Here is a 13,808-nt window from a genome sequence, read left to right on the forward strand (position 1 = left end):
TCTGCTCACAGGTTGACGCTGCGCGCCGGTGTAATGGCACCGTAGTCATTCACGCTCTGCCAGGAGAGCGTACCGCCAGCCCCGGCAGGCAGCACCTGCTGAGCCGAGTTTTTCGGCGCGACCATCAGGTTTTCCAGCGTCTGACCGCCCAGCTTCAGGTTGACCAGAGTGATGTAATACGGCGAGGCGTTGCTGACTTTGAGATGGTTCCCCACGCGCTCAAAGCGCAGCTGGGAAAGCGCCTCATCCGGCTGCATCGCCAGGTTATTCGGGCGCACAAACAGCTTGATGCGCGAAAGGATCGCCAGCTGCAGCACGTTATTGTTTTCCGTTTTCGCTTTGTTCACTGACGGGATCGCCTTCACGTTCATGTAAAAGAGCGATTCGCGATCGGCGGGCAGTGCGGGCCCGGCGTAAATAATACGCAGCGTGTTTTCGCTGTCCGGCTCGCTAACGAACAGCGGCGGCGTGACGGCAAAGGTTTTTTCCTTTTGCCCGCTGGCATTTTCGATCCACGCGTTAATTAAGTAGCGTTCTTGTTTATTGCTGTTGGTGATCGCCAGCGACGTTTGCTTCGCATCCGCCGGATAAATAACGCGCGTGGCCCCCAGCGCAATACCGCCGGAAGCATTCGCGCAAGCAGAAACCATCATTAAAATAAACGATAAAAGCAGTCCTGGTTTAATTAGCATATTCATCAAAACCGTACCTTTAATAATGTGTTCGCAGGTGTTATGGATAAATCAACGTAAACCAGACATCCGACTGAATATTGCCTGGCACGAGGTGTTCGGAAATAGCGCGATAGCGGGCGCTAAAATGAAATGCGAGCTCGCTGGTATTCACGGGCAACCAGCTGACGGCCGTCGCATTCGGGATAATCTGACGCTGCTGCTCATCAAAAAGCGCCAGCCCTACGCCGCTGCTGACAGGCGTTTCACCTGGCCGCGATGTCGCCAGAAAAACCTGCGGATCTTCCGCGGGCGTCACGCCCTGAAACTGGATCCCCACGATGCGGGAGACATCCACGCTGCAGTCCAGCAGCCGCACGGTGAACGGCACATTAACCGTTGAAAAGCTGCCCACACCGGAAAATGAATTGGTTCGGTACTGCCCCATGTCGATGCGCATATTCTGGCTGTCGGGCGCCACGGCGCAGCCGCCGTTTACCAGCTCCCCACGAAGATGCACCTTGCCGCCTTCGATCACCACGGTATGCGCCGATGCCGGGCAGGCCATCGCAAGGGTTAACAGCAGTAGTGTTCCAGTCCTTGTCATCCTTCGTTCCTGGCAGTAGCGTATGACGGGCCTCGTCCCTGAGGCCTGAACATCCCTGTGCGAGGGTATTATTCGTATTTCATTACGAAGGTGGCGTCAGCGTTCGCCTGGCCTGGCTCGGTGGTTGCAGCCGTTGATTTGTAGCGCGCGGTGAATTGCAGGGTGTTAGTCCCTTTAATCAGGTCTTTCGCGGCAGAGAAGGTGGCACCGTCTGGGGTCAGCACGCTGGATTTGCTGTCGAGGATCTCGATACCCACGCCTTTCGCGGTGTTGTCGTTGTTACCGGACGTCACGGCCAGCAGGGTTTTGTCGGTCGCGTCAATCTGGCCGGTGAAAGCAACGGCAGCGGTTTTCGCAACCAGCGGATCGCAGTCATTCAGTTCAATGTTGAACGGAATATTAGAGGTGGTGTCGCCCACTTTGGTGAATTTCGCGGTACGATACTGACCGAGATTAACCGTCTGCTCGGAAGAATCGGTATTTACTGAACAAGCAGCATTAACCAGTTCACCTTTAAAATGCACGGTACCGCCATTTACGGTAACCGGCGTAACGGGATCGGCTGCATTAGCGGCACCCGCGACCAGGGCCAGTGTTGCAATAACAGAAGAAGCAATGTTGCTGAGTTTCATGTCTATTCCTTTAAAATGTAAATAACCCTTCCCGCGAAAAATCGGGAATAAGAAATACGTTCAATTGCATAATTGAAAACTTATTTCGGAGGAGACAAAGTAGCTCAGGATGTAATTTTTAAATATGTCAAAACACTGCCATTTCGCCAGGTCACATCCTAATCCCGTCTAAGAAATTGACCATCCCTTAAGAAGGGTTTTTGCGCCTCACGGATGAAAACTCGTAAAGGGTGACTGACAGCGGCGCTCGCTTCTGACAAAATACAGGCAATCCCCCCCTTTCAAACGTTACAGACGGAATCTTCTCTCTGATGGCAGCAAAGATTATTGACGGTAAAACGATTGCGCAGCAGGTGCGCTCTGAGGTCGCGGAAAAAGTGAAGGCGCGTAAAGCCGCCGGAAAACGCGCTCCCGGGCTGGCCGTTGTGCTGGTTGGCAGCAACCCGGCATCACAGATTTATGTCGGCAGCAAACGCAAAGCGTGTGAAGAGGTGGGGTTCGTCTCCCGCTCTTACGATTTGCCGGAAACCACCAGCGAAGCGGAACTGCTGGAACTTATTGACACCCTGAATGCCGATAAAGAGATCGACGGCATTCTGGTTCAGCTGCCGCTGCCTGCGGGCATCGACAACGTGAAGGTGCTGGAGCGTATCGCGCCAGATAAAGACGTCGACGGTTTCCATCCGTACAACGTAGGCCGCCTGTGCCAGCGCGCGCCGCGTCTGCGCCCGTGCACCCCGCGCGGCATCGTGACGCTGCTGGAGCGTTATAACATCGACACCTACGGCCTGAACGCCGTGGTCATCGGCGCATCCAATATCGTGGGCCGTCCGATGAGCATGGAGCTGCTGCTGGCCGGCTGCACCACCACCGTGACCCACCGCTTTACCAAAAACCTGCGTCACCACGTTGAAAACGCCGATCTGCTGATCGTCGCGGTCGGCAAGCCGGGCTTTATTCCGGGCGAGTGGATCAAAGAGGGCGCGATTGTCGTGGACGTCGGGATTAACCGTCTGGAAAACGGCAAAGTGGTCGGCGACGTGGTGTACGAAGATGCGGCGGCTCGCGCCTCTTACATTACGCCAGTGCCGGGCGGCGTTGGCCCGATGACTGTAGCAACGCTGATTCAGAATACTTTGCAGGCATGCGAAGAGTACCACGATGTAGAGGAAGCATAAGATGGCCACATTTTCATTAGGCAAACACCCGCACGTTGAGCTGTGCGATCTGCTCAAGCTGGAAGGCTGGAGCGAAAGCGGCGCGCAGGCGAAAATCGTTATCGCCGACGGGCGGGTTTTAGTCGACGGCGTGGTGGAAACCCGCAAGCGCTGCAAGATTGTCGCCGGCCAGACCGTGAGCTTTGAAGGGCAGAGCGTGACCGTGACGGCCTGAGTCCTCCTCACCCTCTCCCCAAAGGGGAGAGGGGATCAAAAATCCCCCCATATCCATCACGGTTAATTATCGATCAACTTCAAATAATCACTATTTCATCTGTTGAAAGGTGAGATTTCAGTTGCGCGTTTTTCACTCTTTCCCCACGATAAGTAGAACGTTCTACTAAAACGTTCTACTTACAATAACAGCGCTTAAAAAGCGCTACTCGGGGGAAATCAGCATGAGTCTGATATCAGGGTTTGTTAAATCGCTGTCTAAGTTATCGATGATTGGTCGCGCCTTAATGCTGCCAATTTCACTGCTTCCCGCTGCGGGCCTCCTGCTGGCCTTCGGCGATAAGTTCCACCTGCCGCTGATGATGAACGCCGGCGGGGTTATCTTTGATAACCTGCCGATGCTGTTTGCCATCGGCTCTGCTGTCGGTCTGGCCTCGGAATCCGGCATTGCAGCACTCTCGGCGGCGGTGTCGGTGTTTGTCACCAACATCACCATCAGTACCGTATTAAGCATTACGCCGGAAATGGCCTCGCAGGGCGGAAAATATGCCATGGTGGTCGGCATCCCGACGCTGCAGATGGGCGTCTTCGGCGGGCTTATCTGCGGCATTCTCGCAGCCTGGTGCTACAACCGCTTCCACACCATGCAGCTGCCGGAGTTCCTCGGCTTCTTCTCCGGGAAGCGCTTTGTGGCGATCGCCACGGCGTTCCTCTCTTTCCTGATGGGGCTGCTGCTGCCGTACGTCTGGCAGCATATTCAGGCCGGTATCGACGCGCTCTCCGTGATCGTAAACGGCGATAACCAGGCGGCATCGACCTTTATCTTCGGGCTGGTGGAGCGCGCGCTGATCCCGCTCGGCCTGCACCATATCTGGTATCCGTCCTTTTGGTATTCGTTCGGGGATTACACCACCCAGGCGGGCCAGGTGATCCATGGCGACCAGACCATCTGGTTCAAGATGCTCGAAGAGGGGGTGAAATCCTTCAGCAGCGACACCTACCAGAACGCCGGTAAGTTCATGCAGGGCGAGTTCCCGCTGATGCTGTTCGCGCTGCCTGCTGCATGCCTGGCGATGTACCACGAAGCGCATACGAAGAATAAGAAAATCGCGGCCGGTATTCTCTTCTCCGCTGCCCTCACCTGCTTCCTGACGGGGATCACCGAGCCGGTAGAGTTCACCTTTATCTTCGTGGCGCCGATTCTGTACGTCTTCAACGCCATCATGGCGGGCCTGGCGTACATGACTATGTACCTGCTGCACGCGCATATCGCCAAATCGTTCTCGGCGGGCTTTATCGACTACCTGTCGTTCGGGATCCTGCCGTCGTTTAACGGCTATCAGACCAACTTCCTGAGTGCCATTATCATCGGCATTCCGATGGCGCTGATTTACTACTTCACGTTCCGCTTCGTGATCCGTCGTTTCGACGTGAAAACGCCGGGCCGTACGGAGGTGACCGCCAGCGCGAATGACAAGTCCGATTCCGAACTTGCCACCGAAATCATCGGCCTGCTGGGCGGCGCGCAGAACATTGACTCCGTCGGCTCCTGCATCACCCGCCTGCGTCTGGAAGTGGCGAAGAGCGATGCGGTGGACAGGGACGGACTGAACGGGCTTGGCGCGCGCGGCGTGGTCTTCGTCGGCGACAACGGGATCCAGGTGATTTTCGGTGCCAGAGCACAGTTTATCGCCCAGACCATGTCCACCATGATCGGCAAATAATAAGATGCCTGAACGACACGTCTCCTGTACGCTGGGAGACGTGTCTTATCCGGCTGATAATCGGTAAATTTCAGGGAGCGGTTTTGAAGAAAGTCAGCATCATTGATGTCGCAAAGCACGCGGGCGTCTCGGTCTCTACCGTGTCGCTGGTGCTACGTCAGAAAGGGAAAATCTCAGAGGCGACGATCGAGAAGGTCAATGCCGCCATCACGACGCTGGGCTATGTTCATAACGTTGCCGCTGCCAACCTCCGCGCCAACACCTCCAATCTTATCGGCCTGATCCTGCGCGACTTCAGCGACAGCTTTTCCATCAAGGTGATGGCGAGCATCGTTCAGGAGCTGGAGAAGCAGGGTTATATGGTGTTTCTCGGCCAGCCGCTGAACGACCAGGAACATCTGGAACGGACCCTGCTGTCCTTTAAGCAGCAGGGCGTCGCGGGCGTTATTTATCTGGCGTCTGACACCCGTAACGCCGCTTTACCGGAGCAGATCCGCCAGTGCCCGCTGCCGCTGGTGGCGGTCTCGCAGTCTCTGCTGGACGAAAAATGCAATCTGGTCATGCGCGATAATCGCCAGGCGGCGAACCTGGCCGCACGCTATCTTATCGAACGCGGACACCGCACGATCGCCTACATTGGGGGGCGCGAGGGCTGTCTTATCCGCGAGCAGCGCCTGCTCGGCTTTCGCAGCGCGATGACGCAAAACGGGCTGGTCTGGCGCGATGATTATTCACCGGCCTGCAGCGACGACACCCAGGCCGCCGCGATGGCAACGCGCCAGCTGCTGGAGAAAAACAGCTCTATCACCGCCCTGCTTTGCCACTCCCCGGATGCGATGATCGGCTCCATTTCCGGCATTCATCAGGTGGGCCGCACCGTGGGGAAAGACGTGTTCCTGACCCAGCAGGTGGCGCTGATCGGTTTTGAAGATATGCTCCACGTCAACCTCACCTCCCCTTCCTTCACCTACGTCTCCTCGGCCAGCGATGAAACCGGACGACAGGCGGCGGGGCTGATTATCCGCAAGCTGAAGGAGCCGGATCTGCAAACCCAGCGCATTACGCTGTCCGGGCAGCTTATCGCCCGCGAGTCGGCGTAAAATCAGAATTTGACACAGGTTTGCTGCAGCGAATTCGCTGCTATATTGCTGTGATTTGCCATGGATAATTGCAATGCCTACCGTTATCACTCACGCTGCTGTTCCCCTTTGCCTGGGCTTAGGTCTGGGAACGAAAGTCATCCCTCCCCGCCTGCTGTTTGCCGGGATCGTGCTCGCCATGCTGCCGGACGCCGACGTGCTGGCGTTCAAATTCGGCGTCGCCTACGGGAATATTTTCGGCCACCGCGGCTTTACCCATTCGCTGCTGTTTGCCTTTGCGGTACCGATACTCTGCGTGCTGATTGGCCGACGATGGTTCCGGGCCAGCCTGACGCGCTGCTGGCTGTTCTTAACCGTTTCACTGCTGTCGCACAGCCTGCTGGATTCCGTTACCACCGGCGGAAAAGGCGTCGGCTGGCTGTGGCCGTGGTCAGACGAGCGCTTCTTTGCGCCGTGGCAGGTGATCAAGGTCGCGCCGTTTGCGCTGTCGCGCTACGCCACGCCGTACGGGCATGAGGTCATTATCTCGGAACTGCTGTGGGTGTGGCTACCGGGGGTGGTGCTGATGGGGATGTTGTGGTGGAAAAGAAGGTAAAAGTAGGCCCGGTAAGCGTTAGCGCCACCGGGCGTTACAGACTTACTTACGACGCCAGGTCGTCCCCTGCGGGCCGTCTTCCAGAATGATGCCCATCTCGGTCAGACGGTTACGCGCCGCATCTGCCGCCGCCCAGTCTTTGGCCTGACGCGCTTCCAGACGCGCTTTAATCAGCGCTTCAATTTCCGCCACTTCACCGTCGTCCGCCTGCGCACCGCTCTGCAGGAACGCGTCCGGCTCCTGCTCCAGCAGGCCAAGCACGGAAGAGAGCTTGCGCAGATGGGACGCCAGCGCATTCGCCGCCGCCATATCTTCTGACTTCAGGCGGTTGACCTCACGCGCCATGTCGAACAGCACGGAGTAGGCTTCCGGCGTGTTGAAGTCGTCGTTCATCACCTCAACGAAGCGCGCTTCGAATGCCTCGCCGCCCGCCGCAGGCACAGATTTGTCGGTGCCGCGCAGCGCGGTGTACAGACGCTCCAGCGCCGAGCGCGCCTGCTTCAGGTTCTCTTCGCTGTAGTTCAGCTGGCTACGATAGTGGCCAGACATCAGGAAGTAGCGCACGGTTTCCGCATCGTAATACTTCAGCACGTCGCGCACGGTGAAGAAATTGCCCAGCGATTTCGACATCTTCTCGCGGTCAACCATCACCATCCCGGAGTGCATCCAGTAGTTAACGTACTCGCCGCCGTGGGCGCAGGTGGACTGCGCAATTTCGTTTTCGTGGTGCGGGAACATCAGATCCGAACCGCCGCCGTGAATGTCGAAGTGATTGCCCAGCTGCTTGCAGTTCATCGCGGAACATTCAATGTGCCAGCCCGGACGGCCTTCGCCCCACGGGGATGGCCAGCTCGGCTCGCCCTCTTTGGACATCTTCCATAGCACGAAGTCCATCGGGTTACGCTTCACGTCAACCACGTCCACGCGCGCGCCGGCCTGCAGCTGGTCCAGGTCCTGACGGGAAAGCGCGCCGTAGGTTGGGTCCGTCGGGACGGAGAACATCACGTCGCCGTTTTCCGCTACGTACGCATGACCGCGTTCGATCAGCTTTTCGGTGATCTCAATAATTTCGTGGATATGGTGGGTCGCACGCGGCTCGCTGTCCGGACGCAGAATATTGAGGGCATCAAAATCTTTGTGCATCTCAACAATCATGCGATCCACCAGCGCAACAAAGCTTTCGCCGTTTTCATTAGCGCGCTTGATGATTTTGTCGTCGATGTCGGTGATGTTACGCACGTACTTCAGGTTATAGCCCAGGAAGCGCAGGTAGCGAGAGACCACGTCGAACGCGACAAAGGTACGGCCATGGCCGATATGACAGAGATCGTAAACCGTAATACCACACACGTACATGCCGACTTCCCCGGCATGGATAGGTTTAAATTCCTCTTTCTGGCGCGTCATTGTATTAAAGATTTTTAACATCGAAGATTCCATGTAAACACGTGTGTGAGTTGTTTGTTCCATATAATACCCATAATTCGGAATAGGATCAGCACACAATGCAAGGTGATCGCGTCCTGTGGTTATGCTATAACAAGCCCCTATATATGACCCGAAGGCGGGTCGACGTACCACAATAACGGAACAGGATGCAAAAATGGTTACTTTCCACACTAATCATGGCGATATCGTAATCAAGACCTTTGATGACAAAGCGCCTGAAACAGTTAAAAACTTCCTGGACTACTGCCGCGAAGGTTTCTACAACAACACTATTTTCCACCGCGTGATCAACGGCTTTATGATCCAGGGCGGCGGTTTCGAGCCTGGCATGCGCCAGAAAGAGACCAAAGAGGCGATCAAAAACGAAGCGAACAACGGCCTGAAAAACACCCGCGGTACGCTGGCAATGGCCCGTACTCAGGCGCCTCACTCTGCCACCGCGCAGTTCTTCATCAACGTAGCGGACAACGACTTCCTGAACTTCTCCGGCGAAAGCCTGCAGGGTTGGGGCTACTGCGTGTTCGCAGAAGTGGTTGAAGGTATGGACGTGGTCGATAAGATCAAAGCCGTCTCTACCGGCCGCAGCGGCATGCACCAGGACGTTCCTAAAGAAGACGTTGTGATTACAAGCGTGACCGTCAGCGAGTAATTCGTGGCGACACTCTTTATTGCGGATCTGCATCTGCAAACAGAAGAACCGGCGATAACCGCCGGTTTTCTGCGTTTTTTACGCGGTGAAGCGAAAGGCGCCGACGCGCTGTACATCCTGGGCGATCTCTTTGAAGCCTGGATTGGCGACGACGATCCTAACCCGCTGCACCGTGAAATGGCTGCAGCCATTAAAACGCTGGTAGATTCCGGCGTCCCCTGCTACTTCATTCACGGCAACCGTGATTTCCTGCTCGGCAAGCGCTATGCCCGCGAAAGCGGTATGACGCTGCTGCCGGAAGAACAGGTGCTCGATCTCTATGGCCGCAAGGTGCTGATCATGCACGGCGACACGCTCTGCACCGACGATACCGGCTACCTGGCGTTTCGCGCCAAGGTCCACACCCCGTGGATCCAGAAGGTGTTCCTTGCCCTGCCGCTGTTTATCCGCAACCGCATCGCCGCCAGAATGCGTGCGGGCAGCAAAGCCGCCAACAGCAGCAAATCCCTGACCATCATGGACGTCAACCCGCAAGCTGTGGTGAGCGTGATGGAAAAGCATGGCGTTCAGTGGCTGATCCACGGTCATACCCATCGCCCTGACGTGCATTCTCTGAGCGCCAACGGTGAACCGGCCCATCGCGTGGTATTGGGCGCATGGCATACTGAGGGTTCGATGGTCAAAGTCACTCCCGACGGTGTCGAACTGATCGCTTTTCCGTTTTAACGTTTTCTCGTCGTTTCGCTTGTTTCTCAGCCACGCAACCGTTTTCCTTGCCCGTATAACATGCTATTCTCTGTGCCCTCGAAAGCAGTGTGTTTCGCACCACAGGAGTTTTAAGACGCATGTCTTCCCGCAATAATCCGGCGCGTGTCGCCATCGTGATGGGGTCCAAAAGCGACTGGGCTACCATGCAGTTCGCCGCCGAAATCTTTGAAATCCTGAATGTTCCGCACCACGTTGAAGTGGTTTCCGCACACCGTACGCCGGACAAACTGTTCAGCTTCGCCGAAAGCGCCGAAGAGAACGGGTATGAGGTGATTATTGCCGGTGCGGGCGGCGCAGCACATCTGCCGGGCATGATTGCCGCCAAAACGCTGGTGCCGGTTCTGGGCGTCCCTGTTCAAAGCGCCGCGTTAAGCGGTGTCGATAGCCTCTACTCCATCGTCCAGATGCCGCGCGGTATTCCTGTCGGTACGCTGGCAATTGGCAAAGCGGGCGCGGCGAACGCCGCCCTGCTGGCCGCGCAAATTCTTGCAACGCACGACAAAGATTTACACCAGCGCCTGGCGGAGTGGCGTAAAGCCCAGACCGACGAGGTGCTGGATAACCCGGACCCGCGGGGTGCGGCATGAAGCAGGTTTGCGTCCTCGGCAACGGCCAGCTGGGCCGCATGCTGCATCAGGCCGGCGAACCGTTGGGGATTGCCGTCTGGCCCGTCGGGCTGGACGCCGAGCCGGAAGCGGTGCCGTTCCATCAGAGCGTAATCACCGCCGAAATTGAACGCTGGCCGGAAACCGCCCTGACCCGCGAGCTGGCGCGCCATAACGCCTTTGTGAACCGCGACGTGTTCCCGATCATTGCCGACCGTCTGACGCAGAAGCAGCTGTTCGACAAGCTGGGCCTCGCAACCGCCCCGTGGCAGCTGTTGTCTGATAAAAGCGAGTGGAATGACGTCTTCGCCATGCTGGGCGAGCTGGCGATTGTGAAGCGCCGCGTGGGTGGCTACGACGGTCGCGGCCAGTGGCGCCTGCGCGCAGGCGACACCGCCGAGCTGCCGGACGACTGCTACGGCGAGTGCATCGTTGAGCAGGGCATCAACTTCAGCGGCGAAGTGTCGCTGGTTGGCGCACGCGGGCACGATGGCCGCACGGTGTTTTACCCGCTGACGCATAACCTGCATCAGGACGGCATTCTGCGCACCAGCGTCGCCTTCCCGCAGGCCAATGCCGACCAGCAGGCGCAGGCGGAAGAGATGCTTTCTGCCATCATGCACGAGCTGGGCTACGTGGGCGTGATGGCGATGGAGTGCTTCGTCACGCCGTCGGGCCTGCTGATCAACGAGCTGGCGCCGCGCGTGCACAACAGCGGCCACTGGACGCAAAACGGCGCCTCTATCAGCCAGTTCGAACTGCACCTGCGTGCCATCACCGACCTGCCGCTGCCACAGCCCGTCGTTAACAGCCCGTCGGTGATGATCAACCTGATCGGGACCGATCTGAACTACGACTGGCTGAAGCTGCCGCTGGTGCATCTGCACTGGTATGACAAAGAGGTTCGCGCGGGTCGTAAAGTGGGTCATCTCAACCTGAACGACAGCGATACCGACCGCCTTAGCGCCACCCTGGAGGCGATCGTTCCTCTCCTGCCGCCAGAATACGCGAGCGGAATTGTCTGGGCACAGTCAAAGCTCAAGTAAGACATCTGCGCCGGGGAGTTGACCTTCCCCTTCCCCGGCGTACAATCCCCGCCCATTGCTGCTGAGTTTTCTTCTGGAATCACCATGAACGATGGAACGGACTATCGCGCGATCCTCGCGTCTGATACCCCTTTAATCGACGTTCGCGCGCCGATCGAATTTGCCCAGGGTGCGATGCCCGCCGCACTCAACCTGCCCTTAATGAACGACGACGAGCGTGCCGCCGTCGGTACCTGCTATAAGCGCCAGGGACCCGACGCCGCGCTGGCGCTCGGCCATAGCCTGGTGAGCGGCGAGACGCGGGAGGCGCGCATTAACGCCTGGCGCGAAGCCAGCCTTGCGCACCCCGAAGGCTATCTCTGCTGTGCGCGCGGCGGTCAGCGTTCACATATCTCTCAGGCCTGGCTGAAAGAGGCTGGCATCGACTACCCGCTGATCCGCGGCGGCTATAAGGCCCTGCGCCAGACGGCGATTCAGGTCACCATTGAGCAGTCGCAAAAGCCGATGGTGCTTATCGGCGGCTGTACCGGCAACGGTAAAACGCTGCTGGTGAAGCAGCACGCGCAGGGCATCGATCTGGAAGGGCTGGCGCACCATCGCGGCTCGTCGTTTGGCCGTACGCTTACGCCGCAGCTTTCCCAGGCGAGCTTCGAGAACCACCTTGCGGTTGAGCTATTGAAAAAAGACGCCGCGCGCTGGGTGCTGGAGGACGAGGGCCGGATGATTGGCTCCAACCACCTGCCGGAGTGCCTGCGCGACCGCATGGTTGACGCCCCTATCGTTGTCGTCGAAGACCCGTTTGAAACCCGACTTGAGCGCCTGCGCGAAGAGTATTTTGACCACATGTGGGCGGATTTTTCTGCCGCGTACGGTGAGGAGGCGGGCTGGAAGGAGTACAGCGAGTACCTGCACCACGGCCTGTTTGCCATTCGCCGTCGGCTTGGGCTACAGCGTTTTGCGGAATTTACGGCGCTGCTGGACGCGGCTCTTGCCGAACAACAGCGAACGGGCAGCACCGACGCGCACTTCAGCTGGCTTGTACCGCTGCTGAAGGACTATTACGACCCGATGTACGGCTATCAGCTGGAGAAGAAAGCGGAGAAGATTGTCTATCGCGGGACGTTCGCAGAAATTGCCGAGTGGCTTAATCGCTAAAAAAAGCCGGGTGGCGAGGTAAAAGCAAAACGGCAACCTGGGTTGCCGTTTATAATGTTTTTTCCCTCTCCCCGTGGGAGAGGGTCAGGGTGAGGGCATCAGGCCGCACCCTACATGACACCTTAGAAGTCGTAACGCAGACGCACCAGGTTCATGTCGCCCAGGTTGTCGGTGCTGGAGGTGAACACGTGTTCGTAATCCACGCGGAAACCGTAATCCAGCTGGAAGCTGATACCCACGCCGTTGTCGATGCGCTGGTAGTTACGGCCGTTCACGTACTCGATGCGGTCACCCATGAAGTAAGGCTGGATGGATTTCACCGCGTACTGACCGATTGGGAATTTGTACCCTGCGAAGTATTCAATACCCCACGCGTCGCCCGCAAAGTAGTCGTTAACAGACACTTTTTTGGTGGTCAGGAAGTTCTGGTACCAGCCGCCGCCAGCGGAGAAGGTCCAGTTGTCCGGCGTCCAGCTCAGCGCGGTACCAACAATATTCTGGTCGTAGGATTTGCTGTCGCCGTTGTCCGGGTTACGCATGTCGGCGCGTGTGTAGTTCCACGCAGCGCCCCAGGTCAGATCGGTGGTCAGGTGGTAATCGATACCCAGTGAGCCGCCGCCTTTACGCTTGTAGCGCAGGCCGTTGCCCGGCAGGTATTCGCTGTCTTCAAACAGGTAGGATGCATAGATGTCCGCATCGCCCACGGTTTTCTTATATTTCAGCATCTGGCGTGAACGGTAAGAGCCGTCGTAGTCGCCGTTGATCCCGTTACCCGGCGCCTGGCCGATCATGTCGTAGTCCCAGATATCGGTTTTCGCGCCCACCACATCATAGTACACGCTGTTCTGCTGGCCGAAGGTCAGCGTACCCCAGGTATCGCTCTTCAGGCCGGTGTAGAGCATACGGCGTGAGGTGTCGTGCGCGCCGTCGGCGTAGTGGTTATCCCAGTTAAACTGCGCCGGAACGTTCACCCCCAGCTCGTAGTAGCTGATCCAGCTGATGTCATCGAACAGGTAGTAGTCTGCCGCGAAACGGAAGCGGGTACCGCCGTCAAAGCCGTTACGCTTGTAGCCGTTTTTGCCGTCATCGCCGGTCATGTTCTGGAACTGAGGACGAATGCTGCCGCCAACGGTGAAGTTCAGGCGGCTCAGCGGGTTACCCGCCTGAGGATCCTGCTTAAGTACGGTGATTTCTGCCTGAGATGCAAAAGTAGTCAATGCCACTGCCGCGCCGATCGTTGCCGCCAGCGCTGATTTTTTTATAGTCATTATTTTTCCTTAATAGACACGCTGCTAAATATTTAGCTGGTGAATATTAACCGGAAATTTTCGGGCTGTGTGGGCGGGTTTTTAATGTTTTGTGCTACTAAATGCGTTGGCATTATCACTTTGTGCTATTTAAGCATTACGCACCGGC

15 protein-coding genes are annotated in these 13,808 nt (G+C 57.3%); 10 read left to right on the plus strand and 5 right to left on the minus strand.

The genetic code is table 11. The features are described from left to right. Positions 1-5: 5 nt before the first annotated feature. From fimC to fimA, 3 genes are all read right to left on the minus strand, one after another. Complete coding sequence (fimC, locus tag IM303_RS17315) at positions 6-698, minus strand: type 1 fimbria chaperone FimC (RefSeq protein ID WP_028012228.1); 693 nt, start codon at positions 696-698, stop codon at positions 6-8. Positions 699-732: 34 nt separating this feature from the next. Then, complete coding sequence (gene fimI, locus IM303_RS17320) at positions 733-1,278, minus strand: type 1 fimbrial protein subunit FimI (protein WP_028012227.1); 546 nt, start codon at positions 1,276-1,278, stop codon at positions 733-735. A gap of 68 nt (positions 1,279-1,346) precedes the next feature. Beyond that, positions 1,347-1,910, minus strand: coding sequence for a type 1 fimbrial major subunit FimA (gene fimA / locus IM303_RS17325; protein ID WP_028012226.1), 564 nt, complete (start codon positions 1,908-1,910; stop codon positions 1,347-1,349). Positions 1,911-2,221: 311 nt separating this feature from the next. On the opposite strand from fimA, the gene folD reads away from it, so the two are divergent. From folD to IM303_RS17350, 5 genes are all read left to right on the plus strand, one after another. Next, on the plus strand, positions 2,222-3,088 hold the full coding sequence (gene folD, locus IM303_RS17330) for a bifunctional methylenetetrahydrofolate dehydrogenase/methenyltetrahydrofolate cyclohydrolase FolD (RefSeq protein WP_028012225.1): 867 nt from the start codon (positions 2,222-2,224) through the stop codon (positions 3,086-3,088). 1 nt (position 3,089) lies between these two features. Beyond that, positions 3,090-3,302, plus strand: a complete 213-nt coding sequence (ybcJ, locus tag IM303_RS17335; RefSeq protein ID WP_045356450.1) for a ribosome-associated protein YbcJ — start codon at positions 3,090-3,092, stop codon at positions 3,300-3,302. A gap of 223 nt (positions 3,303-3,525) precedes the next feature. Next, entirely contained in the window at positions 3,526-5,025 is a 1,500-nt protein-coding gene (locus IM303_RS17340) for a PTS transporter subunit EIIC (protein WP_028012223.1), read from the plus strand. A gap of 83 nt (positions 5,026-5,108) precedes the next feature. After that, entirely contained in the window at positions 5,109-6,125 is a 1,017-nt protein-coding gene (gene malI, locus IM303_RS17345; RefSeq protein WP_028012222.1) for a Mal regulon transcriptional regulator MalI, read from the plus strand. 73 nt (positions 6,126-6,198) lie between these two features. Further along, positions 6,199-6,720 carry a metal-dependent hydrolase gene (locus IM303_RS17350; RefSeq protein ID WP_028012221.1) on the plus strand — a complete coding sequence of 174 codons (522 nt, stop codon included), beginning with the start codon at positions 6,199-6,201 and terminating at the stop codon, positions 6,718-6,720. A gap of 42 nt (positions 6,721-6,762) precedes the next feature. Here IM303_RS17350 and cysS read toward each other — a convergent pair whose 3' ends face one another. Beyond that, positions 6,763-8,148, minus strand: a complete 1,386-nt coding sequence (gene cysS / locus IM303_RS17355) for a cysteine--tRNA ligase (protein ID WP_041911037.1) — start codon at positions 8,146-8,148, stop codon at positions 6,763-6,765. A 175-nt stretch (positions 8,149-8,323) separates the two neighbouring features. Between cysS and ppiB the strand changes: the two genes are divergently transcribed. From ppiB to mnmH, 5 genes are all read left to right on the plus strand, one after another. Next, on the plus strand, positions 8,324-8,818 hold the full coding sequence (ppiB, locus tag IM303_RS17360; protein ID WP_000256009.1) for a peptidylprolyl isomerase B: 495 nt from the start codon (positions 8,324-8,326) through the stop codon (positions 8,816-8,818). 3 nt (positions 8,819-8,821) lie between these two features. Further along, on the plus strand, positions 8,822-9,544 hold the full coding sequence (lpxH, locus tag IM303_RS17365; protein ID WP_047362413.1) for a UDP-2,3-diacylglucosamine diphosphatase: 723 nt from the start codon (positions 8,822-8,824) through the stop codon (positions 9,542-9,544). 119 nt (positions 9,545-9,663) lie between these two features. Beyond that, positions 9,664-10,173: a 5-(carboxyamino)imidazole ribonucleotide mutase gene (gene purE, locus IM303_RS17370; protein WP_006809824.1), complete on the plus strand. Its 510-nt coding sequence runs from the start codon at positions 9,664-9,666 to the stop codon at positions 10,171-10,173. Further along, positions 10,170-11,237 (plus strand): 5-(carboxyamino)imidazole ribonucleotide synthase, encoded by a 1,068-nt coding sequence (purK, locus tag IM303_RS17375; RefSeq protein WP_192986278.1) that lies wholly within the window; start codon positions 10,170-10,172, stop codon positions 11,235-11,237. The genes purE and purK overlap by 4 nt, the downstream gene beginning before the upstream one ends. Positions 11,238-11,321: 84 nt before the next feature. After that, positions 11,322-12,392: a tRNA 2-selenouridine(34) synthase MnmH gene (gene mnmH / locus IM303_RS17380; protein WP_045260707.1), complete on the plus strand. Its 1,071-nt coding sequence runs from the start codon at positions 11,322-11,324 to the stop codon at positions 12,390-12,392. 122 nt (positions 12,393-12,514) lie between these two features. Here mnmH and IM303_RS17385 read toward each other — a convergent pair whose 3' ends face one another. Next, positions 12,515-13,660, minus strand: coding sequence for a porin (locus tag IM303_RS17385; RefSeq protein WP_192971460.1), 1,146 nt, complete (start codon positions 13,658-13,660; stop codon positions 12,515-12,517). Between the last annotated feature and the right edge of the window lie 148 nt (positions 13,661-13,808).

The sequence above is a fragment of the Enterobacter cloacae complex sp. P38RS genome, assembly GCF_014930775.1.
Taxonomy (GTDB): domain Bacteria; phylum Pseudomonadota; class Gammaproteobacteria; order Enterobacterales; family Enterobacteriaceae; genus Enterobacter; species Enterobacter bugandensis.

Excerpts from the sequence above, each read along its gene's own strand:
- IM303_RS17385 (WP_192971460.1), bottom strand. The coding sequence starts at position 13,660 with ATGACTATAAAAAAATCAGCGCTGGCGGCAACGATCGGCGCGGCAGTG.
- ppiB (WP_000256009.1), top strand. The coding sequence starts at position 8,324 with ATGGTTACTTTCCACACTAATCATGGCGATATCGTAATCAAGACCTTT.
- fimA (WP_028012226.1), bottom strand. The coding sequence starts at position 1,910 with ATGAAACTCAGCAACATTGCTTCTTCTGTTATTGCAACACTGGCCCTG.
- purE (WP_006809824.1), top strand. The coding sequence starts at position 9,664 with ATGTCTTCCCGCAATAATCCGGCGCGTGTCGCCATCGTGATGGGGTCC.
- fimI (WP_028012227.1), bottom strand. The coding sequence starts at position 1,278 with ATGACAAGGACTGGAACACTACTGCTGTTAACCCTTGCGATGGCCTGC.
- fimC (WP_028012228.1), bottom strand. The coding sequence starts at position 698 with ATGAATATGCTAATTAAACCAGGACTGCTTTTATCGTTTATTTTAATG.
- mnmH (WP_045260707.1), top strand. The coding sequence starts at position 11,322 with ATGAACGATGGAACGGACTATCGCGCGATCCTCGCGTCTGATACCCCT.
- folD (WP_028012225.1), top strand. The coding sequence starts at position 2,222 with ATGGCAGCAAAGATTATTGACGGTAAAACGATTGCGCAGCAGGTGCGC.
- ybcJ (WP_045356450.1), top strand. The coding sequence starts at position 3,090 with ATGGCCACATTTTCATTAGGCAAACACCCGCACGTTGAGCTGTGCGAT.
- IM303_RS17350 (WP_028012221.1), top strand. The coding sequence starts at position 6,199 with ATGCCTACCGTTATCACTCACGCTGCTGTTCCCCTTTGCCTGGGCTTA.
- cysS (WP_041911037.1), bottom strand. The coding sequence starts at position 8,148 with ATGTTAAAAATCTTTAATACAATGACGCGCCAGAAAGAGGAATTTAAA.
- IM303_RS17340 (WP_028012223.1), top strand. The coding sequence starts at position 3,526 with ATGAGTCTGATATCAGGGTTTGTTAAATCGCTGTCTAAGTTATCGATG.
- purK (WP_192986278.1), top strand. The coding sequence starts at position 10,170 with ATGAAGCAGGTTTGCGTCCTCGGCAACGGCCAGCTGGGCCGCATGCTG.